The 22,308-nt window shown below is 74.1% G+C and carries 21 protein-coding genes; 11 read left to right on the top strand and 10 right to left on the bottom strand.

Annotated elements, in window-relative coordinates:
* Position 1: 1 nt before the first annotated feature.
* From AC3D3D_RS07920 to serS, 3 genes are all read right to left on the bottom strand, one after another.
* Entirely contained in the window at positions 2 to 1,444 is a 1,443-nt protein-coding gene (locus tag AC3D3D_RS07920; RefSeq protein WP_463663370.1) for an ABC transporter substrate-binding protein, read from the bottom strand.
* Positions 1,445 to 1,617: 173 nt separating this feature from the next.
* A complete protein-coding gene (locus AC3D3D_RS07925; protein ID WP_463663369.1) occupies positions 1,618 to 2,835 on the bottom strand; it encodes an HAD family hydrolase in 1,218 nt (405 codons plus the stop codon).
* Complete coding sequence (gene serS, locus AC3D3D_RS07930) at positions 2,832 to 4,106, bottom strand: serine--tRNA ligase (RefSeq protein WP_463663368.1); 1,275 nt, start codon at positions 4,104 to 4,106, stop codon at positions 2,832 to 2,834. The genes AC3D3D_RS07925 and serS overlap by 4 nt, the downstream gene beginning before the upstream one ends.
* A 131-nt stretch (positions 4,107 to 4,237) precedes the next feature.
* On the opposite strand from serS, the gene AC3D3D_RS07935 reads away from it, so the two are divergent.
* Complete coding sequence (locus AC3D3D_RS07935) at positions 4,238 to 4,552, top strand: YbjQ family protein (protein WP_463663367.1); 315 nt, start codon at positions 4,238 to 4,240, stop codon at positions 4,550 to 4,552.
* A 102-nt stretch (positions 4,553 to 4,654) separates the two neighbouring features.
* On the top strand, positions 4,655 to 5,896 hold the full coding sequence (locus tag AC3D3D_RS07940; RefSeq protein ID WP_463663366.1) for a diacylglycerol/lipid kinase family protein: 1,242 nt from the start codon (positions 4,655 to 4,657) through the stop codon (positions 5,894 to 5,896).
* A 98-nt stretch (positions 5,897 to 5,994) separates the two neighbouring features.
* On the opposite strand, the gene AC3D3D_RS07945 is transcribed toward AC3D3D_RS07940, so the two are convergent.
* Together AC3D3D_RS07945 and pheA are read right to left on the bottom strand one after the other, a co-directional pair.
* Positions 5,995 to 6,420 (bottom strand): TOBE domain-containing protein, encoded by a 426-nt coding sequence (locus AC3D3D_RS07945; protein ID WP_463663365.1) that lies wholly within the window; start codon positions 6,418 to 6,420, stop codon positions 5,995 to 5,997.
* 124 nt (positions 6,421 to 6,544) lie between these two features.
* Complete coding sequence (pheA, locus tag AC3D3D_RS07950) at positions 6,545 to 7,477, bottom strand: prephenate dehydratase (protein ID WP_463663364.1); 933 nt, start codon at positions 7,475 to 7,477, stop codon at positions 6,545 to 6,547.
* Between the two features lie 199 nt (positions 7,478 to 7,676).
* Between pheA and AC3D3D_RS07955 the strand changes: the two genes are divergently transcribed.
* Positions 7,677 to 9,974, top strand: coding sequence for an alkaline phosphatase family protein (locus tag AC3D3D_RS07955; RefSeq protein WP_463663363.1), 2,298 nt, complete (start codon positions 7,677 to 7,679; stop codon positions 9,972 to 9,974).
* A 51-nt stretch (positions 9,975 to 10,025) separates the two neighbouring features.
* Here the strand turns inward: AC3D3D_RS07955 and AC3D3D_RS07960 are convergent, their stop codons facing one another.
* The 5 genes from AC3D3D_RS07960 to AC3D3D_RS07980 all read right to left on the bottom strand — a co-directional run bounded on the left by AC3D3D_RS07960 (position 10,026) and on the right by AC3D3D_RS07980 (position 13,832).
* The gene (locus AC3D3D_RS07960) at positions 10,026 to 10,982 is read right to left on the bottom strand and encodes a glycosyltransferase (RefSeq protein ID WP_463663362.1); all 957 of its coding nucleotides are present in this window, start codon (positions 10,980 to 10,982) and stop codon (positions 10,026 to 10,028) included.
* A 60-nt stretch (positions 10,983 to 11,042) separates the two neighbouring features.
* Positions 11,043 to 11,918 (bottom strand): DUF5926 family protein, encoded by an 876-nt coding sequence (locus AC3D3D_RS07965; RefSeq protein ID WP_463663361.1) that lies wholly within the window; start codon positions 11,916 to 11,918, stop codon positions 11,043 to 11,045.
* Between the two features lie 55 nt (positions 11,919 to 11,973).
* Positions 11,974 to 12,321 carry a rhodanese-like domain-containing protein gene (locus AC3D3D_RS07970; RefSeq protein WP_463663360.1) on the bottom strand — a complete coding sequence of 116 codons (348 nt, stop codon included), beginning with the start codon at positions 12,319 to 12,321 and terminating at the stop codon, positions 11,974 to 11,976.
* A 103-nt stretch (positions 12,322 to 12,424) separates the two neighbouring features.
* A complete protein-coding gene (locus tag AC3D3D_RS07975) occupies positions 12,425 to 13,171 on the bottom strand; it encodes a hypothetical protein (RefSeq protein ID WP_463663359.1) in 747 nt (248 codons plus the stop codon).
* 148 nt (positions 13,172 to 13,319) lie between these two features.
* Positions 13,320 to 13,832 carry a hypothetical protein gene (locus AC3D3D_RS07980; RefSeq protein WP_463663358.1) on the bottom strand — a complete coding sequence of 171 codons (513 nt, stop codon included), beginning with the start codon at positions 13,830 to 13,832 and terminating at the stop codon, positions 13,320 to 13,322.
* Between the two features lie 89 nt (positions 13,833 to 13,921).
* Between AC3D3D_RS07980 and pgm the strand changes: the two genes are divergently transcribed.
* The 8 genes from pgm (at position 13,922) to AC3D3D_RS08020 (ending at position 22,304) form a co-directional block, all read left to right on the top strand.
* Positions 13,922 to 15,604, top strand: a complete 1,683-nt coding sequence (gene pgm, locus AC3D3D_RS07985; RefSeq protein WP_463663357.1) for a phosphoglucomutase (alpha-D-glucose-1,6-bisphosphate-dependent) — start codon at positions 13,922 to 13,924, stop codon at positions 15,602 to 15,604.
* Positions 15,605 to 15,730: 126 nt separating this feature from the next.
* On the top strand, positions 15,731 to 15,964 hold the full coding sequence (locus AC3D3D_RS07990) for a DUF6458 family protein (RefSeq protein WP_463663356.1): 234 nt from the start codon (positions 15,731 to 15,733) through the stop codon (positions 15,962 to 15,964).
* A gap of 216 nt (positions 15,965 to 16,180) precedes the next feature.
* The gene (modA, locus tag AC3D3D_RS07995) at positions 16,181 to 16,966 is read left to right on the top strand and encodes a molybdate ABC transporter substrate-binding protein (protein ID WP_463663355.1); all 786 of its coding nucleotides are present in this window, start codon (positions 16,181 to 16,183) and stop codon (positions 16,964 to 16,966) included.
* On the top strand, positions 16,963 to 17,811 hold the full coding sequence (locus tag AC3D3D_RS08000) for an ABC transporter permease (RefSeq protein ID WP_463663354.1): 849 nt from the start codon (positions 16,963 to 16,965) through the stop codon (positions 17,809 to 17,811). The genes modA and AC3D3D_RS08000 overlap by 4 nt, the downstream gene beginning before the upstream one ends.
* On the top strand, positions 17,808 to 18,953 hold the full coding sequence (locus AC3D3D_RS08005) for a sulfate/molybdate ABC transporter ATP-binding protein (RefSeq protein WP_463663353.1): 1,146 nt from the start codon (positions 17,808 to 17,810) through the stop codon (positions 18,951 to 18,953). The genes AC3D3D_RS08000 and AC3D3D_RS08005 overlap by 4 nt, the downstream gene beginning before the upstream one ends.
* A gap of 146 nt (positions 18,954 to 19,099) precedes the next feature.
* Positions 19,100 to 20,563 (top strand): Nramp family divalent metal transporter, encoded by a 1,464-nt coding sequence (locus AC3D3D_RS08010; protein ID WP_463663352.1) that lies wholly within the window; start codon positions 19,100 to 19,102, stop codon positions 20,561 to 20,563.
* A gap of 71 nt (positions 20,564 to 20,634) precedes the next feature.
* Positions 20,635 to 21,828, top strand: a complete 1,194-nt coding sequence (locus tag AC3D3D_RS08015; RefSeq protein ID WP_463663351.1) for an App1 family protein phosphatidate phosphatase — start codon at positions 20,635 to 20,637, stop codon at positions 21,826 to 21,828.
* A complete protein-coding gene (locus tag AC3D3D_RS08020) occupies positions 21,825 to 22,304 on the top strand; it encodes a DUF1801 domain-containing protein (protein ID WP_463663350.1) in 480 nt (159 codons plus the stop codon). Before AC3D3D_RS08015 ends, AC3D3D_RS08020 begins: the two co-directional genes overlap by 4 nt.
* Positions 22,305 to 22,308: the final 4 nt, after the last annotated feature.

A 22,308-nucleotide genomic window follows, 5' to 3' on the forward strand; every position in this document is an offset into this window, starting at 1 on the left:
GTCAGCCGCCGTATGCGGCGACCGCGGCATCCTCCAGCGCCTGGGCCGTGGCCTCGGGGTCGGAGGGGTCCTCGTAGAACTCGATGAGGATCTGCCACATGCCCTCGCCCTCGGTGCCGCCGAAGGCCGACGGGGCGAGGTCGGACAGGTCGAACCGGAAGACCTCGGCGTCGACGAGCTGCTGGGCGATCTCCAGGGAGACGTCGTCCGGGTAGAGCTCGAGGTCGGCGTTCTGGTTCGGCGAGGTGAAGCCGCCGAGCTCGATCCAGATGTTCGCCGCCTCGGGGGAGGCGAGGTAGCGCATGAGCTCGGAGGTGGCCTCGCCGTCGTCGAAGGCGACGGCGACGTTCCCGGCACCCATGACGGACGGCGCGGAGTCGTTCATCGTGGGCCAGGGGTAGAACAGGGCGTCCTCGCCGACGACCGCCTCGGTCTGGTCGGCGATGTTCCCGGCGACGAAGTCACCCTCGAACACCGTGCCGGCCTCGGGCGGGTCGGTGAAGACGCTGGTCACCGAGTCGGGGAACGACCGCTGCCCGCCGCCCTCGAGGAGCAGGGCGTCGTCGCTCCAGACCTCGGCGAGCGCCTCGAGGGCCTCGACGACGCTGGGGTCGGTCCAGGGGATCTCGTGGTCGGCGAGCTGGTCGTACATGTCCGGCCCGGCGGTGCGCAGGTAGACGTTCTCGAACCAGTCGGTCAGCGGCCAGCCGACGTCGGCGCCCACGGAGATGCCCGGCACGCCGGAGTCGGAGACGAGCTGGAGGGTGGCCAGGAAGTCCTCCCAGGTCTCAGGGATCTCGGCGCCGGCGTCCTCGTAGACCTGCGTGTTGTACCAGACGGTCGACTTGTTGGCGGCCTTGAACCAGACGCCGTAGACCTCGCCGTCGACCGAGCCCAGGTCGATCCATGTCTCGGCGTAGTTCTCCTCGACCGTGGCCAGCGTCTCCTCCGCGAGCGGCACGATCTCGCCGTCGGCGGCCAGCTGGTCCATGAGGCCGGGCTGCGGGATGAGCGCGATGTTCGGCGGGTTGCCACCCTCGACGCGGGTGCCGATCGTGGTGGCCACGTTGTTGCCGTAGCTCTCGTAGGTCACCTGGGCGCCGGTGGCCTCCTCGAAGGCGTCCATGACGATCTCGAAGAACTCCTGCTCCTGGCCGGACCAGTCCGAGCCGACCACGATGGACTCGCCGGCCAGGTCGGCGTACCCCTCGAGCTCGGGCAGCTCGACGTCCCCGCCGTCGTCCTCGCCACCGGAGTCCTCACCGCCGTCCTCGCCACCGGTGTCGTCGGAACCGGCCTCCTCCTCGGAGCCGCCCTCCTCGGAGGTGTCGTCCCCACCGTCCCCGCCGTCGTCCCCGCCGCCCCCGCAGGCTGCCAGCATCGCCGCCGCGGTCAGTCCCGCGGCCAGAACGGTGCTCCGTCGTCGCATCGTCGTGCGCGCCATCGTTCGCCCTCCTTGGTGAACAGTCCCCCACGTTGTGGACGTGCAACACAGTAGGCGCTCACCCGCGCCCTGGTGCGCTTTCCGACGTCTCGAAGGGGTATCGACCCCGGGTGCCTGGCGGGCGGCCGGTCAGCGGCGGGCGGGCGACCCGGCCGCGGCGGGCGGTCGGTCGGTCAGCGCGGGGCGGCGAGCAGGTCGAGGAGGTCGGCCAGCCCGTCCTGCTCGACGGTGGGCACGGCGGCGCGGGCGTGGGCCCGCACCTCGGGGCGGGCCCCGCCCATGGCGACGCCGAGCTGGGCCCAGGCGAGCATCTCGACGTCGTTGGAGCCGTCGCCGGCGGTGACCGTCGCGGTCGGGGCCACGCCGAGCAGCTCGCGCACGCGCTCCAGCGCGGTGGCCTTGGAGATGCCCTCGGGCGCGACGTCGACCCAGGAGGACCAGCCGATCGCGTAGGTCACCGACTGCATGCCTGCCGAGTGCACCGCCTCGTGGAAGGTCGCCGAGTCCAGATGGGCGGCGCGCACCGTGAGCCGGGTGACCTCGCGCGAGCACAGGTCCTCGAAGTCGACGAGCTCCCACTCCCCGCTCAGCTCGCCGGGTGGGAACGGGGAGGACAGGCGGAAGCCGACGCCGACGTCCTCGACGGCGAAGACCCCGTCGGGGATGGTCCGCCGCAGCGCGCGCAGCGCCGGCTCGGGGTCGAAGGTGACGACGTGGTCGACCTCGAAGCCGCCGTCGGCGTCGTCCTCGAGCCGGACCGTCACCGCGCCGTTGGAGGAGACCGCGTAGCGGCTGCGCAGGCCGAGCTGGTCGGCGACGGGGACGGTCGCGAAGACCGCCCGGCCGGTGGCGAGCATGACGTGGGTGCCGGTCTCCTGCAGCGCGGCGACCGACTCGGCCACCCGCGGGGCGAGCGTCGTGTCGTGGTGGAGGATCGTCCCGTCGATGTCGAGGGCGACGAGGAGCTCGGGGCCGGCCTCGGGCAGCTCGGCCACCGCGCGGGCGAGCGGGTCGGGCCGGCCGGCGCCCCGCCCCCGGGTCGGCACCAGCGCGCGGGCCCAGGAGGCCGCGCGGGCCAGGGCGGGCCCGACGCCGGGCCGGGTCCGGGTGCCCGCGTCGCGTGCAGGGTCGTCCTGCGGGTCGTTGGCCGGGGGCTCGACCGTCGCTGCGTCGCCGGTCGAGGTGGCGTCCCGCGGGGTGTCGTCCGTCGCTACGTCGTCCGTCGGCGCGTCGTCCGTCGGGCTCCGCTCTGCCTGCCCGGGCGTGGCCTCGTCCTCGGCCAGCTCGGGCGTCGGCGTGGCGCCGCCCGGCACGGCCTCGATCGCGCCGTCGAGGATCTGGTGGTCGCCCGCCCCCGCGGCGACGAAGGTCTCGTCCTGCCGCCGCGTCACGCGCTCACCGGCCGCAGGACCTCGCGTCCCCCCAGGTAGGGGCGCAGCGCCTCGGGCACGTGCACCGAGCCGTCGGCCTGCTGGTGGTTCTCCAGCAGCGCGACGATCCACCGCGTGGTGGCCAGCGTGCCGTTGAGCGTGGCCACCGGGACCGTGCCCCGCTCGGTGCGCTCGCGGGCGCCGAGGCGGCGGGCCTGGAACGTCGTGCAGTTCGACGTCGAGGTGAGCTCGAGCCAGCGCTCCTGGCTGGGCAGCCACGCCTCGCAGTCGAACTTGCGGGCGGCCGAGGATCCGAGGTCCCCGGCCGCGGTGTCGATGATCCGGTAGGGCAGCTCGGCGGCGTCGAGCATCTCCCGCTCGAGCGCGAGCAGCGCCTCGTGCTCGGCCTCGGCGTCCTCGGCATGGACGTAGGAGAACATCTCCAGCTTGTTGAACTGGTGGACGCGGATGATGCCGCGGGTGTCCTTGCCGTAGGAGCCGGCCTCGCGGCGGTAGCAGGTCGACCAGCCCGCGTAGCGTCGCGGGCCGGCGGAGACGTCGATGATCTCGTCGGCGTGGTACCCGGCCAGCGCCACCTCAGAGGTGCCGGTGAGGTAGAGGTCGTCCTCGGCGAGGCGGTAGATCTCGTCGGCGTGGGCGCCGAGGAACCCCGTGCCGGCCATGATCTGCGGCCCCACCAGCGTGGGGGTGATCATGAGCGTGAACCCGGCCTCCTCGGCCTTGTCGGCCGCGCGGTTGAGCAGGGCGAGCTCGAGACGCGCGCCGATGCCGGTGAGGTAGTAGAACCGGGCGCCGGAGACCTTGGTGCCGCGCACGGTGTCGATGGCCCGCAGCGACTCACCGATCTCGAGGTGGTCGCGGACGGTGACGCCCTCGGCGGCCAGGTCCCGCGGGGTGCCCACGTGCTCGAGCACCACGTAGTCGTCCTCGCCGCCGGCGGGGACCCCGGGGAGCACGAGGTTGGGCATCTGCCACAGCAGCTCCTCGGCGCGGGCGCCGGCGGCGTCGGCCTCCTCCTGGGCGGCGCTGACCTCGGCGGCCATCTCCTTGGCGCGGGCGAGGATGGCCGGGCGGTCCTCCGGCGCGGCCTTGCCCACCGAGCGGGAGACCTCCTTGTGCTCGGCACGCAGCGACTCCGCGGCGCCGAGCGTGGCGCGGCGTCGGGCGTCGGCCTCGAGGATCTCGTCGACGAGCGAGGGGTCCGCCCCCCGCGCCACCTGGCTCTCGCGCGCGGGCTGGGGGTCCTCGCGCAGGGCGCGCACATCGATCATGCCCCGAGCCTATGCCGGGCCGGAGACAAGTCCCCGACGATTCCGTCACCATCCGGCGCGCGTGGTGCCACGATGTCCGACGGGCCGGTCACGACCCACCTCTGTCCCATCCAGCCCGAGGAGCGCAACCCATGATCGTCACGACGACGTCGACCATCCAGAACGCGAACATCATCGAGTACGTCCGGGTGGTCGCCGGTGAGACCGTGGTCGGCATCAACATGTTCAAGGACATCGGTGCGGGCTTCCGCAACCTCGTCGGTGGCCGCTCCGAGGGCTACGAGCGGGAGATCGGCGGGGCCCGCGAGTCCGCCCTGGGCGAGATGGTCCAGCGGGCCATCGAGCTGGGCGCCAACGGGGTCGTCGGCGTCGACATCGACTACGAGTCGGTCGGCCAGGGGATGATGATGGTGACGGCCTCGGGGACCGCGGTCCGCATCGGCTGACGCCCCCACCACGCAGCTCCGCGACGCCCCGGTGGCCCCACGGCCGCCGGGGCGTCGCCGCGTCCGTGGGCGGGCACCGGCTCGCCCGGGCTACCGTGAGGCGTGCCCACGGAATGGTTGATCGTTCTCGTCGTCGCGCTCGTCGTGGCGCTGCCCACCCTCGTGCTCACCGTGGCCGTCGCCCGTCGGCGCTCGGCCCTGGAGGCGGAGGCCGCCGAGGCCAACGACGCCGCGCGCGCCGCCGACGAGCAGGACCGCACCGCGCGTCGGGCCGCCCCGGCCCGAGCGCCCTTCGCCGTCGTCGTCAACCCGTCGAAGAACGTCGACCTCGACGAGCTACGCAGCCACCTCCGGCACGCCGAGCTGCGCGCCGGCCGCCCGCAGACCCTGTGGTTCGAGACCACCGCCGACGACCCCGGGCGCGGCCAGGCCGAGCAGGCGCTCGCCGCCGGGGCGAGCACCGTCGTCGCGGCCGGCGGGGACGGCACGGTGCGCGCGGTGGCCGAGGTGCTCGCCGGCACGGGCACGCCGATGGGGGTCATCCCGCTGGGCACCGGCAACCTGCTGGCCCGCAACCTCGGCCTGCCGCTGGAGGACCTGGCGGCGCTCGTGCGCATCGCCACCGCCGAGCAGGCCCGCCCGGTGGACGTGGGCTGGCTGCGGGTCGACGACGCCGTCGCCGCCCGCGACGAGGAGGGGATCCTCGTGGAGGAGGCCGGGGCCGGCCGGGACGGGTGGCACGCCTTCACCGTCATCGCCGGCCTGGGCTTCGACGCCGACATGGTCCACGAGACCGACGACGAGCTGAAGTCGCGCCTCGGCTGGATCGCCTACTTCGTCGGCGGCTTCAAGAACATGTTCAAGTCCCGGATGCGGGTCTCGGTCCGCGTCGACGAGGACCCGCCCGAGGACCTCAAGGTCCGCACGATCATGCTGGCCAGCTGCGGGCTGCTGCCCGGCGGCCTCGTGCTCTCCCCCGACTCGAAGTTCGACGACGGCGTGCTCGAGGTCGTCACGGTCGACACCCGCTACGGGCTGCTCGGCTGGCTCAACCTCGGCATCACCGTCATCGGCCAGAAGTTCCGGCGCCGCCGGAGGGCCGCCTCGTTCCCCGGGGCCGACCTGCTGTTCCAGCCGGCCCGGCGGGTGCGGATCCGCGCCCACGACGCCGCCCACGTCCAGCTCGACGGCGACCTGCTCGCCACCACCGGCCGGGTCGAGGTCACCGTCGAGCACGGCGGCCTGCAGATCCGCTACCCCGTGCCCGCCGACCGCCTCCAGGCCCGCGAGGGTGAGACCCTGCCCGGCGAGCCCGCCGACCGCCACACCAGCACCGACAACTGACGAGCGACCCGTGACGAGTGAGCGCTTTTTTGTCTCTATGTAGAGACAAAAAAGCGCTCACTGGTCACCAGGGGTGCTCACCCTTCGCGCAGGCGTGCTCACTCGTCGGAGGCGCGGGGGCCGGTGGCCTCGACGGAGACGTTGGTGGCCTTGACGACCGCGGTCGCCACGGAACCGACCTCGAGCCCGAGCTCGGCGACGGCCTCGGTCGAGATGAGCGAGACCATCCGGTAGGCACCGCACTGGAGCTCGACCTGGCTCATCACCTGGTCGGAGGTGATCCGGGTGACGATGCCGGAGAGGTGGTTGCGCGCGGAGCGGCGGCCGAGCCCGGCGTCGACGGAGTCCACCGACTTCTCGCTCGCCAGCTCCTGGGCGAGGGCGGCCAGCGACGCGCCGTCGACGACGCGCCGCCCCGAGCCGTCGTCGGCGGTGGCGACCCGGCCCTGGTCGACCCAGCGGCGGACGGTGTCGTCCGAGACCCCGAGCAGGTCAGCGGCGGTACGGATCCGGTACTGCGGCATGATCGGAGGCTAACACCGGCATCTGCGGACGACGCCGGGAGCCGAGCTCCGTGGATCGGGAGGTGCGGCGGGGCGTCGCGGCGGCCGGGCGCTCCCGACCGCCGCGACGCCCCGCCGGCTCGGCTCAGTACGTCTCGCCGCCGGCAAGCGCCTCGACCCAGGCGCGCGCCTCGCGGAACTCCTCGTCGGAGGTGCCGTGCCTCAGCAGCGGCCGGCGCTGGTCGGCCCGCGGGTAGGAGCCGAGGAAGCGGACCACGGGGCAGACGCGCTTGAGCCCGAGCAGGGCGGCCTTGACGCGCTCGTCGCTCACGTGGCCCTCGGCGTCGATGGAGAAGGCGTAGCGCCCGATCGCGTCGCGGATGGGGCGGGACTCGATGCGCGAGAGGTTGACCCCCCGCGTGGCGAACTGCTCGAGCATGGTCAGCAGGGCGCCGGCCTCGTCGTCGGGCAGGTGGACGAGCAGCGTCGTCTTGTCGGCGCCGGTGGCGGCCGGCGGGGCCGTCAGCCGCCCCACGGCGATGAACCGGGTCACCGCCCGGGTGTTGTCGCCCACGTCGCGGGCGAGGACGGGCAGCTCGTAGCGGGCCCCGGCCAGCGGGGAGACGATGCCGGCGTCGAAGGAGACCTCGTCCGGGCCGGCCAGCAGGTCGGCGGCCGCGGCGGTCGAGGTCGCGGGCACGTGCACCGCGCCGGGCAGGTGCTCGGCGACCCAGCCGCGGCACTGGGCCCAGGCGTGCGGGTGGGTGGCGATGCGTCGCACGTCCGCCAGCGTCGTGCCGGGCCGGGCGACGACGTCGAAGGTGATGGGGACGAGCATCTCGGCGACGATGACCAGCGGCTCGCTGCCGGCCACGAGGGTGTCGATGGTGGCGTTGACCCCGCCCTCGACGGAGTTCTCGATGGGCACCACCGCGCGGTCGAAGCGCCCCTCGCGGACGGCGGTCAGCGCCGAGGGTACGTCGGTGGACGGCTCGGCGGTGTCCTCGCCCGCCCGCAGGATCTGCTGGAGGGCCTCCTCGGTGAAGGTCCCCGCGGGGCCCAGATAGGTGTAGCGCACCGGCCGAGCCTATCCGCGCCCGACGGCGGGGCTCACCGTCGCGGCGGGCCGCACCCGCCCGGCGTGGCTCACCCGCCGTCGGGACCGACCCCGACGCCGGGGGCCGCCCACGTACCCTCGGTCCCATGCCTGCACGTCCCGACGCCGCCCGCGGCCCCCGAGCGCCGCGCGCGCACGCCACCGAGCGGGCGGGGCGCCGATGAGGCGGGACGACCGTCGTCGCACGGTCACGCTGGTCCTGGGGGTCCTCGTCCTCATCGCGATGATCAGCCCCTTCATCCTCCCGCTGCTGGCCAACGGCGCGGAGGAGAGCGAGGAGAGCGAGCCGGTGATCGTCCTCGGCACCGGGGGCCTGACGTGGGACGACATCGATGAGGAGACCACGCCGCAGATCGCTGAGCTCGCCGCCGAGGGGCAGAGCGCGAACCTCGTCGTCCGCTCCGTGGGGTCGACGACCTGCCGCACCGATGGGTGGCTGGGCCTGTCCGCGGGTCGGCGCGCCGCCGCCGAGCGGAACGACGACGCGTGCGTTGCCCCGGCGCCCGTGCCCGAGGGCACCACCGGCGCCTGGCAGGTCCCCGGCTGGGACAGCTACGTCGACGCCGCCGACCGGGCCCGGTTCGACGCCGAGCCCGGCACGCTCGGCGCCGCCCTGGCCGGCACCGACCTGGACGCGGTGGCGTTCGGCGGTGGCGCCGCCGTGGCGCTGGCCGACCCCGCGGGCGCCGTCGCCGACGCGCGCCACGCCCCGCGCTGGGACCCCGACCTCGCTGACTCCGTGGCGGCCGCCGTCGAGGAGGGGGCCGACCTCGTCGTCGTCGATCTCGACCTCGAAGGGGTGCGGGGCCGCACCCCGCCGCTCGGCTCCGAACCCGCCGCCCTGAGCCCGCGTCAGCTCGACGACCGCGTCGAGGACGTCCTGACCGCCGTCGAGGCCACCGGTGCCGAGCCCACGGTCCTGCTCGCCTCCCTCTACGACGCCACCCGCACCTCCACGCTCCAGGCGCTCGTCCTGGCCGGCACCGGCGACGCCCCGGGGCTGGCCACCTCCGGCGCCACCCGCACCGACGGTCTCGTCCAGGCCCCCGACCTGCTGCCCACCGTCCTGGGGCTGCTCGACGTCGACCCGCCCGGCGGGCTCATCGGTTCCCCGCTACTGGCCCGCCCCGGCGAGGACGACCCCGCCGCCCGCGCGGACGGCCTGCGCGACGCGGGGCTGCGGGCCTCGGCCGTGGGCCCGCTCGTCTCGCCGGCGGTGCTCTGGCTCGTCGGGCTCAACATCGGGCTCGGCGCGGCCGCCCTCGTCGGCCTCAACCGGCGCGTCCTGTCCGCCCTGGGCGGCACCGCACGCGTGCGCACCGCCGTGCTGCGCGTCCTGCGCGGGGCCGCCCTCGTGGTGGCCTCCCTCCCGGTGGCCCTCATCGCCTCGGGCCTGGTGCCCTGGTGGCGCGCCGGCTCCCCCGGCCTGGCGCTGACCGGCGTGACCCTGGCGATGGCGGCGCTCGTCGCCCTGGCGGCCGGCGCCGGCCCGTGGCGGCACACCCTCGTCGGCCCGGTCGCGGTCGTCTCCGGGGCCACGGCGCTGGTCATCGCCGTCGACGTGGCCACCGGCTCGCACCTGTTCCTCGGCTCGGTCCTGGGCACGCAGCCGCAGATCGGCGCCCGCTACTTCGGGATGTCGAACCACTACTTCGCCCTGTTCTCGACGGCGGTGCTGGTCCTCGTGGCGAGCGCCGCCCAGGCGCTCGTGGCCCGCGGGCGGCGCGTCCTCGCGGCGGTCGTCGTCCTCGTCCTGGGCCTGGTGGCCACCGCGATCGACGGCGCCCCGGCGCTCGGCGCCGACTTCGGTGGCCCGCCGGCGATGATCCCCGCCTTCGTCATCCTCGCCCTGCTGGTCGCCGGCGTGCGGGTGACCTGGCCGCGGCTGCTCGTCGTCGGGGCGGTGACGGTGGCGGCCGCCGCCGCGCTCGCCGTCGCGGACTGGCTGCGGCCGGCCGACGAGCGCACCCACCTGGGTCGCTTCGTCGACACCGTCCTCGACGGCGGTGCCCTCGACGTCATCTGGCGCAAGCTCGCCCGCAACCTCGAGATCCTCGTGTCCTCGCCGTTCACCATCATGGCGGCGGTCGGGGCGATCGTCGTCGTCGTGCTCGTGGCCCGTCCGCTGCGCCGGCCCGAGACCGCCGAGACCTCCGACTACGGGTGGCTCGTGCGCCGCCCCGAGGGCGAGGTGGACGGCACCCCGGTCCTGCACTCCCTGCCCGAGGCCGCGGTGGTGCTGCGTCCCGCGGCGATCTCCGTGCTCGTGCTGTGGGGCATCGGCTTCGCCGTCAACGACTCCGGCATCGTCATCCCGGCCCTGGGGATCGCGCTCGTGGTCCCGCTGACGCTCGTGCTGCTGACGTCCTGGCTGCTGGCCCGTCCCCGGCTCACCCCCGACTCGCCCGAGCCGCAGCCCGAGCCCGAGGCCGAGGCGCAGCCCGAGTCCCGCGCGTAGGCGCAGTCCCGCGCTCAGATCTCAGCGCAGGCGCCGGCGGAGGCCGGTGGGCTACTCGCCGGCCGCGCGGTCCGCGGAGGAGGCCGAGCCCGCCCGCTCGGGGGAGACCGGCGAGGGCGCGGTGACCGCGGAGGACGCCGAGGCGGGCGTCTCCGCGGTGCGCTGCTCGTCCTCGACCGCGTCCTCGGGGGCGGCGACCGGCGCGGCCTCCTCCTCGGTCACGCGGGGGGCCCAGGCGCGGAAGGGGCGGCCGGGCTGCTGCGTGTCCGCCTCAGGGCTGCGCCGGCTCATCGGCACGTTGTGGCGCCGCGAGACCCGGCCGGCGACGGCCAGGGCGACGTCGCGGTACTGCCGCGCGCGGTGCATCCGCCCGGCGATGTCCCGGCCGGTGGTCCGGTGGCTGACGTCGCAGGGGATCTCCTGGACGGTCATGCCGCCCACGAGGAGGTCGATCGTCATCCCCACCTCGACCCCCCAGCCGCGGGCGAGCGGATGGGCCATCTCGTAGGCGCGGCGGGTGAGGCAGCGCTGTCCCGACAGGGGCTGGGCGCTGACGAAGCCGGTGGCGGACTCGATGGCGGCGCGGGCCATGCGCACCACCCGGCCCCGGCCGCCGGAGCCCTTCTGGACGGGCAGGACCGCGATCGCGCAGTCGGTCTCGCCGGCCAGGACCGCCTCGACCAGGGGGGCCAGGCCGACGGCGCTGTCCTGCAGGTCGGCGTCGACGAAGAGCAGCGCGCGTGGCGGGGCGTCGGGCAGGTCGCGCATGGAGACCACGGAGGCGCCGGTCTCCATCGCCGAGGCCTTGCCCCGGTTGACGGAGTGGCGCACGACGACGGCGCCCGCGGCCCGGGCCACGTGCTGGGTGTCGTCGGTGGAGCCGTCGTCGACGACGAGCACGAGGTCGACGTTGGGGATCGCGCGGCAGGCCCGGATGGTGGCAGCGATGTGCTTGCCCTCGTCCTTCGCGGGCACCACCACCGCCACCCGCCTGGAGTCCTGCGTCACAGGAGTCACCCTATCCAGGTTGACGGGTCAGGTTCCGGCGACGGGCCGCGGGTGGACACCTCAGCGCAGGGAGACCTGCCGGCTGACCAGGCCGGCGCGGGTACGACGCTCGTCGGCGGTCAGCGGCCCGTCGACGGCGAGCGCCGCCTCGAGCCGGGTGCCGAGCGCCGCGAGCGGGCCGGACAGCTCGTCGGCCTCCGTGCCCGGGGCGAGCTCCCAGACCGGCACGAGCAGGCCGCAGGTGCGGAAGGCGCCGACGAATCGGGACCCCTCGTCCACGGCGGACTCGCGGGCGGCGTGCAGCCGGGCGAGCGCGTCGAAGACGGCCTCGGGCTCCTCGGGGCGGATCCAGCGCACGAACTCGCGCCCCATCCGGCACCAGTAGGCCGAGCGCACGGAGTCGATCGCGACGGTGGGCACGATGTGCTCGGCGGTGTCCTTGACCGCCTGGGCCACGTCGGCCTCGCCCTGCTGGTCCGAGGAGACCCAGTAGCCGAAGTCGTCGTGGACGGTGATGACCGGCTCGACGGCGGGGTCGAGGATGTCCTGGAGGCGCGGCCCGGGCTCGGGCAGGGCGCCCACGGGCAGCACCTGGCCGGGCTCGAGCTCGAGCGCCTGCAGCAGGGCGTGCGCGACGTCGCGGGAGGCGTCCCCCGAGCTGGAGGAGGTCTGCAGGGCCACCAGGACGGTGCCGTCCTCGCGGCGCAGCGCCGGCGCGAGGTCGGGCAGGAGGCTGACGAGCAGGACGTCGGCCCCGCCGTGCTCCGCGGTGGTGCGGGCCGGGATCGTCGCCGCGGGCACGATCTCCCGCATGGCGACGAGGTCGGTCTCCGCGGCGAGCCCCTCGAAGGGCCGCTCGACGAATTCCACCTTCGGCGGGCGCACCCGCGTCGGCCGCTCCTGCTGGCGCGCGCGGCGCCTCGATGCCTTACCCATGGGTATGGAGCCTAGTTGCGTCGCGGGCCAGGTCCTCCCGACCCGCGCCGCCGGGTCACATGATCTCGGGCACGGACCCGTCGGAGGAGACGATCTCGCGGCCGGCGTTGGCCCAGCCGATCATGCCGCCGTCGACGTTCCAGGCGTCGTAGCCGGACTGGTTGAGCCACTGCGCCGCCCGCCCCGAGCGGCCACCGGTGCGGCAGACCACGAGGATGTCGGCGTCGGCGAGCTCGTCCGCGCGCTCGGGGAGGTCGCCGAGGGGGATGTGGACCGCGCCCGGGGCGTGGCCGGCCTCCCACTCGTCGTCCTCACGGACGTCGAGGACGGTGTAGCCCTCGGGGATCGTCTCGCCGGGCAGGTCCGCGATCGTGATGGTGCTCGGTGCGTCGGGGATGGCCATGTCCCCAGGGTTCCTTACGCGGCGGCGCCGGTCCAGCGCGTCCGCGTGCACGGCGGGCGCGCACAGCCCGGGCAGCCAGGCGGGCGGGCCCGGCGGACCGGGTTCAGCGCTTGGAGTCCTGGCGGAACTTGATGTACTCGCTGGAGGTGCGCTGCCAGAGGAAGACGAGCACGATGATGGAGAGCCCGAGCCCCAGCAACCCGGACCCGACGCCCTGGGCCATGTTGGCCACACCGCCGAGCACGGACAGGGCGAAGAGCACGGTGAGGACGATCCGTCCGGCGTTCGAGCCCTTCCAGACCAGCGCCGCCATCCACACGTACACCGCCGCCACGAGGAGGACGAGGACCGCCGCGGTCGACCAGGCGCCGGCCTCCACCTGGAACCCGAGATCGAGATCACTCGGCGAGAGCGCCAACATGGCGAAACCGCCCAGGATCGCGAACCCGCCGATGACCCAGGTGATGATGCAGGCGGCCTTGAGCATCCCGGGGCGCTCCATGTGGCCACCCATGCCGTGGGCGCTGCCGAACTGCGGGGCGGCGAAGGGGTTGGCGGGGTCGTAGCCGCCGAGGGCCTGGTTCTGCCCGTAGCCGGCGTTCTGTCCGTAGCCCTGGGCCTGCCCGTAGGGGGCCTGCCCGAACTGCTGGTTCTGGCCGAACTGCTGGTTCTGCCCATAGCCCTGGTCGGGCTGCGCGTAGGCGCCGTACTGCGGCACCCCGGGGTCGGCCGGGTGCTGCCCGCCATATCCGCCCTGACCGTAGGGGGCCTGGCCGCCCCCGCCCTGGGCCCACTGGTCACCTTGCACGGGCTGCTGGCCCCACCCGTCCTGGCCATAGCTGTTCGACATGGCACCAGTGTGTCAGGCAGCCGGGCCCCGTTCCGGCGGACGTGAGCGGGAGAACACCCCACCCCGAACCGCCTTCGGTGCACCGCGGCCGGGCGACGCCCGCTCGCAGGGTCGGCGCCGGCCCACGCGGTGTGCGTCGCCTGCGGGATCAGCGACGAGCCGCCCGGCGGGCGGCGATGAACCGGCTCGTCGCCGGCAGCCACATCGACACCAGGGCGCCGACCGCGATGAGCACGGCCAGCAGCGGGCTGCCGTCGTCGCCGATGAGCGGGAAGCTGACCGCCGCCGTGACCACGAGGAGAACGGTGAGCAGGAGGCGGCCCGGGCCCGAGCCCTGCCACAGCAGGACCGCCAGGACGATGTAGGCCACGCCCACCGCCGTCACGGCGAGTCCCACCCCGAGGCCCCAGCTGCCGTCGCCGGTGCCGATGATCGGGTCGCCCTCGACGAGGGTTCCCAGGCCCCCGAGGAACGTGGCGAACATGCCGAAGAACACGGTGAACCCGGCCAGCACCCACAGCACGACGCAGGTGGCCGTGACCATCCCGGGCCGCCGCACCCGTCGCTCACCCGGGTGGCCGGGCGGCGGGGCGTAGGGGTTTCCGGGGGCGCCCCCGAGGGGCTGCCCGGGCACGGGCATCGGCCCGCGGTGGTCGTCCATGGCGGCATCATGGCAGCGGAGCGTCCCCTCCCCCTCGACGAACGGGCCGCCCCCTCGTGGATCGGGCCCGACACTGGCAGGATCGGTCCATGGACCCGCGCGCCGGCACCCCCGCACAGCCCTCGGACCTCATCGACGTCGACGAGGTCCGCAGCGCCTACTACGACCGGGTCCCCGACCCCGAGGACCCCGCCCAGCGCGTCGTCTTCGGGACGTCGGGCCACCGCGGCTCCAGCCTCGACGCCGCCTTCAACGAGCGGCACATCGTCGCGATCACCCAGGCGATCGTCGAGCACCGCCGGTCGGCCGGCGTCGACGGCCCGCTCTACCTGGCCAAGGACACCCACGCCCTGTCCGACCCGGCCTGGACCACCGCGGTGGAGGTCCTGGCGGCGGCCGGCGTCGAGCTGCGCATCGACGCCCGGGACGGTTACACCCCCACCCCGGCCCTCTCGCACGCGATCCTGCGGGCCAACGGCGCCGGCACCACCGGCGGTCTGCGGCTCGACGGGCCGGGTCTGGCCGACGGCATCGTCATCACCCCCAGCCACAACCCGCCGCGCGACGGCGGCTTCAAGTACAACCCGCCGCACGGCGGGCCGGCCGACTCCGCCGCCACCACCGCGATCGCCGCTCGGGCCAACGGGCTGCTCCGCGCGGGCGTCGACACGGTCGAGCGCCTGACCCTGGAGCGGGCGCTCGCCGCAAGCACCACCGGCCGTCACGACTTCATGTCCGCCTACGTCGACGACCTGGCCAACGTCCTCGACCTCGAGGCCATCCGCTCGGCCGGCGTGCGCATCGGCGCCGACCCGCTCGGTGGTGCCGCCGTCGCGTACTGGGGTGAGATCGGCGAGCGCTACGGGATCGACCTCACCGTGGTCAACCCCGAGGTCGACCCCACCTGGCGGTTCATGACCCTGGACTGGGACGGCAAGATCCGGATGGACTGCTCCTCGCCGTCCGCGATGGCCTCGCTGCGGCAGGTGATGACGGCCGGCCCGGACGGCTCCACCCCCTACGACATCGCCACGGGCAACGACGCCGACGCCGACCGGCACGGAATCGTGACCCCCGACGGCGGGCTGATGAACCCCAACCACTTCCTCGCCGTGGCCATCGACCACCTCTTCGCGCACCGCCCGCAGTGGCGCGCCGACGCGGCGATCGGCAAGACCCTCGTCTCCTCCTCGCTCATCGACCGGGTGGCCGCCTCGCTGGGCCGCCGCCTCGTCGAGGTCCCGGTCGGGTTCAAGTACTTCGTGCCCGGGCTGCTCGACGGCTCGGTCGGCTTCGGCGGCGAGGAGTCCGCCGGGGCCTCCTTCCTGCGCAGCGACGGCACCGTGTGGACCACCGACAAGGACGGCATCCTGCTCGCCCTGCTCGCCTCGGAGATCACGGCCGTGACGGGCAAGACCCCCAGCGTCCGGCACGCCGAGCTGGTCGAGTCCTTCGGCGCGAGCGCCTACGCGCGCATCGACGCCCCGGCCACCGCCCAGGAGAAGGCCAAGCTCAAGGACCTCTCCCCCGACGACGTCACCGCCACCGAGCTGGCCGGCGAGCCGATCACCGCCCGCCTCGTCGACGCCCCCGGCAACGGCGAGGCGATCGGCGGGCTCAAGGTGACCACCGAGAACGCGTGGTTCGCCGCCCGCCCCTCGGGCACCGAGGACGTCTACAAGATCTACGCCGAGTCCTTCCGGGGCGAGGACCACCTCGCCCAGGTCCAGGAGGAGGCGCGCGCCGTCGTCGCCGCCGCTCTCGGCTCCTGACCCCCGGCCCGCGCGACCTGCACGCGTCGGGCGCCTGCCACGCCGTTCGGCGTGCGTGGTCGGGCGCCCGCTGCCACCCTGGGTCGACGCGACCCTGTCCGGGGTCGCCCGGACCCTGGAGGAACCATGGCTGCCCTCGGCATCATCCTCGTCGTCGTCGGAGCGATCCTCTCCTTCGCCGTGCGCGACTCGATCGCGGAGGTCGACCTGACGATGGTCGGCTACATCTGCATGGCCGCCGGTGCGATCGCGATCGTCATCGGGATCGTCCAGATCGTCTCGCGCAACCGCACGCGCCACACCACCCGGGTGGAGGGCACCCTCCCGCCCGAGGAGCACCCGCGAGACCCGCGCGTCTGAGCATCCGCCCGCCGGGCGGGTGGCACCGACGACGACGGCGGGCCGGTCCTTCCGGACCGGCCCGTCTCGTGTCTGTGCCCGGCAGATCCGGGAAGGTGGCGGACGTGACGCCGATCCTGCGCTGATACCATCCCATTCGTGCCGCATATGCGTGCACCACTACCCGCGCGCACCGCACCTGCGACCGCGGGCCGCGTCACGGAGTGAGGGAGCAGCATGCGCAGTCGTCGTCTGGTCGTCGGGGCCGCCCTGGTCGGTTCGATCGTGCTGGTCGCGTGCGGGGGGTCGGACGCCGAGGACACCGGGGGCGTGGACGCCGGCTCCGACCTGTCCGGCGAGCTCACCGTCTTCGCGGCGGCCTCGCTCAACGAGGTCTTCGAGGAGGTCGCCGACCTGTTCGCGGAGCAGCACCCCGACGTCGACGTCACCTTCTCCTTCGCCGGGTCCTCGGACCTGGTCGCCCAGCTCGGCGAGGGCGCGCCGGCCGACGTGCTGGCCACCGCGAACGAGTCGACGATGGCCGACGCCGTCGAGGCCGGGTCGATCGAGGGCGAGCCGGAGATCTTCGTGGAGAACGTCCTCACCCTCGTCACCCCCGCGGGCAACCCGGCCGGCGTGACGGGCCTGGACTCCTCCCTCGACGACGCCGACCTCGTCGTGTGCGCGCCGCAGGTGCCGTGCGGCGCCGCGACCGTCACCCTCGCCGAGAACCTCGGAGTCACGCTGTCCCCGGTCAGCGAGGAGAACAACGTCACCGACGTCCTCGGCAAGGTCACCTCCGGGCAGGCCGACGCCGGGCTCGTCTACGAGACCGACGCGACCTCCGCCGGCGAGGACGTCGACGTCGTCGAGGTCGCCGGGGCCGAGGACGTCGTCAACGCCTACCCGATCGCCGTGACCGCGGACGCCGCGGACGCCGGGCTCGCCGCCGCCTGGGTGGAGTTCGTGCTCGGTGACGAGGCGCAGGCCGTGCTCGGCGAGGCCGGGTTCCGCGCCTCGTGACCCCCGACGGCGCCGGCGGCCTGCCCCGGTGGGTCCTCGTGCCCGCGCTCGGCGCGGTGCTCCTGGTCGGCCTGCCCGTGCTCGGGATGCTCGTCCGGGTCCCCTGGGCCGAGCTCCCCGAGCTGCTCACCTCCGAGGCGTCGATCGACGCGCTGTGGCTCAGCCTGCGCACCGCCGCCGCCTCGACCGCGCTGGCCACCGTCCTGGGCGTGCCGCTCGCCCTCGTCCTGGCCTGGAGCCGCCTGCCGGGCCTGGCGGTGCTGCGCACCGTGGTGCTGCTGCCGCTCGTCCTCCCCCCGGTGGTCTCGGGCCTGGCGCTGCTGACCACCTTCGGTCGGCGCGGCCTGCTCGGCGAGCGACTCGAGGTGCTCGGGATCGACATCGCCTTCACCACCGTGGCCGTCGTGCTCGCCCAGACCTTCGTGGCGATGCCCTACCTGGTCATCGCCGTCGAGGGCGCGGCCCGCACCGCCGGTCGGCGCCACGAGCTCGTCGCCGCCACCCTCGGCGCGGGCCCGACCACCGTGCTGCGCCGCGTCACCCTCCCCCTGCTGGGACCCGCGCTGGCCTCGGGCCTGGCCCTGGCCTTCGCCCGCTGCCTGGGCGAGTTCGGCGCCACCCTCACCTTCGCCGGGTCCCTGCAGGGCGTCACCCGCACCCTGCCCCTGGAGATCTACCTCCAGCGCGAGACCGACCAGGACGCCGCCATCGCCCTGTCGCTCATCCTCATCGTGCTCGCCGCGATCCTCGTGCTCACCACCCAGAGCGGTGCGCTCCGACGCCGCGCGAGCACGCCCGCGACCGCTCCCGCGGCCGACCCCACGCCCACGGAGGACGCCCGATGAGCGCTCTGGCCGTCCACGCCGCGGTCGACGCGCGCGACGTCGCCCTCGACCTCGAGGTCCCGGACGGCGAGGTCGTCGCCCTCCTGGGCTCCAACGGCTCGGGCAAGTCCACCGCCGTGGCCCTGGCCGCCGGGACGCTGCGCCCCAGCAGCGGGCAGGTGACGATCGACGGGCAGCGGGTCTCGGGCGACCCGTGGGTCCCCCCGCACGGCCGCCACATCTCCCTGCTCGCGCAGGAGCCGCTGCTGCTGCCGCACCTGGACGTGCTCGCCAACGTGGCGTTCGGCCCGCGGGCCCGCGGCGTCCGGCGGGCCGCCGCGGAACAGATCGCCCGCGAGCGCCTCGAGCAGGTCGGCGCCGCCCACCTGGCCGGGCGGCGTCCCCGCGAGCTGTCCGGCGGCCAGCAGCAGCGGGTGGCCCTGGCCCGTGCGCTCGCCCCGTCGCCGCGGCTGCTCCTGCTCGACGAGCCGCTTTCCGCCCTCGACGTCGACGCCGCCGCCGAAATGCGCCAGGTGCTGCGCCACGCGGTGCGTGACGCGCGCATGTCTGCCCTGGTCGTCACCCACGACCTGCTCGACGTGCTCGCCCTGGCGAGCTCCGTCGTCGTGCTCGAGGAGGGCCGGGTCGCCGAGGCCGGGACCACCGAGGAGATCCTCGCCCGGCCGCGCTCCCGGTTCGGCGCGCGGTTCGCCGGCGTCAACCTCGTCCTGGGCACCCGGGCCGGGCGCGAGGTGGTGCTCGAGCACGGGGACGGACCGCCCCTGCACGGCGTGCCGTCCGGGGAGCCGGCGGTGTCGGGACCGGACGCCGCGCCGCCGGTGGGCGCCGGTGGGCACGCTCTCCCCCCGTCCCTGCCGACGGACGGCGCGCCGGCGGGCGCCCGTGCGGCGGCGATGTTCGCCCCGCGGGCGGTGGCCGTGCACCGGGAGCCACCCGGCGGCAGCCCGCGCAACACCCTGGCGGTGCGGGTGACGGGTATCGAGCAGCACGGTGAGCTCGTGCGGGTGCGCGGCCGCACGCTGGTCGGCACCCGGCTCGCGGCGGACATCACCCCGGCCTCGCTCGGCGCCCTCGGGGTGGCCGTGGGTGAGGACGTGCTGTTCGTCGTCAAGGCGGCCGAGGTGAGCATCTACACCGCGTGAGCACGTGGGCGCCGACGTGGCGATGCTCATAGCGATCGGGGGCGTATCTCACTGTCGGACACCCGTGCGGGCCCATCGTCGTCTGAGACAGTGACCGCCGCGGGACGGAGATGCCCGCGCAGCTCTGCTTCGACGAGGAGACGACGATGAGCGACGAACGAGGCGCTGCGGCGCCCGGCAACGGGGGTACGGGCGCAGGATCAGGCGCGGATTCAGGCGCTCCGTCGGCAAGGAGCACCGGGTCCGGCGCGAGCGCTGCCGCACCCGGCGGCACCCCCGTCAACGCCCACTCGGCACGGAACCAGGCCACGCACGGCGGACGATATTCGGCCGATTGGACGGTCGACCCGGACGAGGCCGTCCTGCCGCTGCGGAAGAACTACCGCATCATCGGGCCGGGCCTCGTCGTCGCCGGCACGGGCGTCGGCGCCGCCGACCTCGTCGCGACGATGACGGCCGGCTCGCGCTACGGGTACGCGCTGCTGTGGGCGGTCATCCTCGGGGCGATCATGAAGGTCGTCCTCGTCGAGGGCGCCGGCCGCTACTCGCTGGCCACCGGCGCGTCGATCTTCGAGGGCTGGCGGACCCTGGGCCGCTGGACGACCTGGTACTTCGCGCCCTACATCGTCATCTGGGGCTTCATCTACGGCGCCTCGGCCATCTCCTCGACCGCCCTGCCCATCGTGGCCGGGTTCGGCCTGGACTCGAGCTGGATCAAGTGGATCGCCATCGCGATCGGCGTCGTCGCCTTCCTGCTCGTGTGGTTCAACCGGTACGCGGTCATCGAGAAGGTGATGTCCGTCCTCGTGCTGCTGATGTTCGTCGTCGTCATCGTCTGCGCGGCGGTGACGGTGCCCAACGTGCCCGACATGATCGGCGGCCTCGTCCCGGTCATCCCGGACGGCTCGATCGTCTACGTCCTCGGCCTGGCCGGCGGCGTCGGCGGCACCATCACCCTCGCGGCCTACGGCTACTGGCTCCGCGAGAAGGGCTGGTCCTCGCCGCGCTGGATGAAGGTCATGCGGATGGACAACAACGTGGCCTACCTGGTCACGGGCATCTTCGTCATCGCCGTGATGATCGTCGGCGTCGAGCTCCTGTACTCGGCCGGCCTCGCGATCTCCTCGGACGACAACGGGCTGCTCGACGTCTCCCGCATCCTCGAGGAGCGCTACGGCGCGTTCCTCGGCAACCTGTTCCTCGTCGGCTTCTTCGCCGCCGCGTTCTCCTCGGTCATCGGGGTGTGGAACGGCGTGTCGCTGATGTTCGCCGACTTCGTCGGCAACCTCAAGGGCCTGCCGCGCGGCCACAAGGACATCCACACGGGCGGGAAGTACTTCCGGATCTACGTCGTCTGGCTGACCTTCCCCCCGATGGTCCTGCTCTTCCTCGACCAGCCCACGGGGCTCGTCATCGCCTACGGCGTGCTCGGCGCGCTGTTCATGCCGTTCCTCGCGCTCACCCTCCTGCCGCTGCTCAACACGAGCCGCACCCCGAAGAAGTGGCGCAACAACATCTGGTCGAACCTCATCATGGGGCTGTGCGCGCTGACGTTCCTCGCCCTCGCCGTGCAGCAGCTGTGGGAGCTCGTCGTCCCGCTGTTCGACTGACCGTCCCCGGTGCCCGTGCCGGGTCCGTTCGACGGCCCGGCCGCCCCGGACCCACCGCATAGGCTGGCCCCATGTCCCTCGCGAACCTCGGCATGGCCCTCGAGGACGGTCTCAACAAGCGCTCGGTCGACATGCTCAAGCGTCGCGGGTGGCGCCCCCGCATCATCGGTCTCACCGGCTACGGGTCGGTGCGCTCGCTGCACGTGATGGGTCGGGTCATCATGGGCGACCCCGGCTCGAGCCCGGAGACGGACCCGTGGATCGACATCGTCGGCAGCTCGGACGGGGCGGGCGCCCAGGCGGTCCGGTACCCGCCGTCCGACTCCGCCGGCGACTTCCTCACCAAGACCGCCCAGGAGGCCCGCCGGGGGTGGCGGCAGTTCTTCACCGCGCAGGTGGGCCACCTCCCGGTGACCGTGCGCGTCGAGGACAAGGTCGTCCACACCACCACCGACCGCTCGGGCTACATCGACGTCATGGTCCCCGACCACGGCCTGGCCCCCGGCTGGCACGCGGTGACGATCGAGGCCAAGGCCGCCCAGCCGGTGGTCACCGACGCCCTGGTCGTGGCCCCCACCACCCGGGTCGGCATCATCTCCGACATCGACGACACGGTGATGGTGACGATGCTGCCGCGCGCGGTGCTGGCGGCGTGGAACTCGTTCGTGCGGCACACCAACACCCGCAAGCCGGTCCCCGGGATCGCCGAGCTCTACGCGCGGGTCCTCGAGCTGCACCCCGACGCCCCGATCTTCTACCTGTCCACCGGCGCCTGGAACGTGGTGCCCACCCTCAAGCGCTTCATGCTGCGCCACCGCCTCCCGGTGGGCCCGATGCTCATGACCGACTGGGGGCCCACCCCCACCGGCATGTTCCGCTCCGGCAAGGAGCACAAGCGCGTCCAGCTGCGCAACCTCATGATCACCTTCCCGCAGATCTCGTGGCTGCTGGTGGGCGACGACGGCCAGCACGACCCGATGATCTACGACGACGTCGCCCGCGAGCACCCGCGCAACGTGTGGGCGATCGCGATCCGCCGGCTGACCTGGACGGAGCAGGTCCTCGCGCACGGCACCACCGAGGCCGCCGAGCAGCCCACGGCCGCCCGCTCGGCCGCCCGCGAGCACGGCGTGCCCACCGTGCACGGGGCCGACGGCTTCGAGCTCCTCGGCGAGCTGCCCGAGGTGCTCGGCGCCCAGCGGCGCCGCCGCGAGGACCGCGAGCGCGTGGAGAACGGGACCGCCCCGGCGAAGGGGGCGTCGTGACCACGCCCGCGGACCCGCCCGGTGAGGGTCTGCCTGGTGCGGACCTGCCGCCCGACGTGGCCGACGCCGTCGCCGCCGCCCCGGCCCGCTTCCGGGACCTGACCGAGCGCATCTACCGCATCCTCTCCGCCGCGATGCCGGCCGGCTACGAGCGCAGCGTGGACCGCGGGTTCGTCACCTGGTCGATCCGCCTCGAGGTCTACCCGGACACGTACAACGGCGCCCCGCTCCAGTACGTGGCCCTCAAGGGGCAGAAGCAGTACGTCAGCGTCTACCTCATGGGCGTCTACTCCCAGGTCGAGCGGGCCGAGAAGTTCCGCCGGGCCTGGGCCGAGGCCACCGGCCACCTCGACATGGGCAGGTCCTGCCTCCGGCTGAAGAAGGACGAGCACCCCGACGTCGACCTGCTCGCGCGGACCGTCGCGGCCACGCCTCCCGAGACGTTCATCGAGACCTACGAGCGCGCGAGGAGCTGAGCCG

It is taken from the genome of Georgenia sp. X1117, from assembly GCF_057784635.1.

Bases quoted from the DNA above. Each gene is read 5' to 3' on its own strand.
- AC3D3D_RS07920 (WP_463663370.1), bottom strand. From the start codon at position 1,444: ATGGCGCGCACGACGATGCGACGACGGAGCACCGTTCTGGCCGCGGGA.
- serS (WP_463663368.1), bottom strand. From the start codon at position 4,106: ATGATCGATGTGCGCGCCCTGCGCGAGGACCCCCAGCCCGCGCGCGAG.
- AC3D3D_RS07935 (WP_463663367.1), top strand. From the start codon at position 4,238: ATGATCGTCACGACGACGTCGACCATCCAGAACGCGAACATCATCGAG.
- AC3D3D_RS07945 (WP_463663365.1), bottom strand. From the start codon at position 6,420: ATGCCGCAGTACCGGATCCGTACCGCCGCTGACCTGCTCGGGGTCTCG.
- AC3D3D_RS07955 (WP_463663363.1), top strand. From the start codon at position 7,677: ATGAGGCGGGACGACCGTCGTCGCACGGTCACGCTGGTCCTGGGGGTC.
- AC3D3D_RS07965 (WP_463663361.1), bottom strand. From the start codon at position 11,918: ATGGGTAAGGCATCGAGGCGCCGCGCGCGCCAGCAGGAGCGGCCGACG.
- AC3D3D_RS07970 (WP_463663360.1), bottom strand. From the start codon at position 12,321: ATGGCCATCCCCGACGCACCGAGCACCATCACGATCGCGGACCTGCCC.
- AC3D3D_RS07975 (WP_463663359.1), bottom strand. From the start codon at position 13,171: ATGTCGAACAGCTATGGCCAGGACGGGTGGGGCCAGCAGCCCGTGCAA.
- AC3D3D_RS07980 (WP_463663358.1), bottom strand. From the start codon at position 13,832: ATGGACGACCACCGCGGGCCGATGCCCGTGCCCGGGCAGCCCCTCGGG.
- pgm (WP_463663357.1), top strand. From the start codon at position 13,922: ATGGACCCGCGCGCCGGCACCCCCGCACAGCCCTCGGACCTCATCGAC.
- AC3D3D_RS07990 (WP_463663356.1), top strand. From the start codon at position 15,731: ATGGCTGCCCTCGGCATCATCCTCGTCGTCGTCGGAGCGATCCTCTCC.
- modA (WP_463663355.1), top strand. From the start codon at position 16,181: ATGCGCAGTCGTCGTCTGGTCGTCGGGGCCGCCCTGGTCGGTTCGATC.
- AC3D3D_RS08005 (WP_463663353.1), top strand. From the start codon at position 17,808: ATGAGCGCTCTGGCCGTCCACGCCGCGGTCGACGCGCGCGACGTCGCC.
- AC3D3D_RS08010 (WP_463663352.1), top strand. From the start codon at position 19,100: ATGAGCGACGAACGAGGCGCTGCGGCGCCCGGCAACGGGGGTACGGGC.
- AC3D3D_RS08015 (WP_463663351.1), top strand. From the start codon at position 20,635: ATGTCCCTCGCGAACCTCGGCATGGCCCTCGAGGACGGTCTCAACAAG.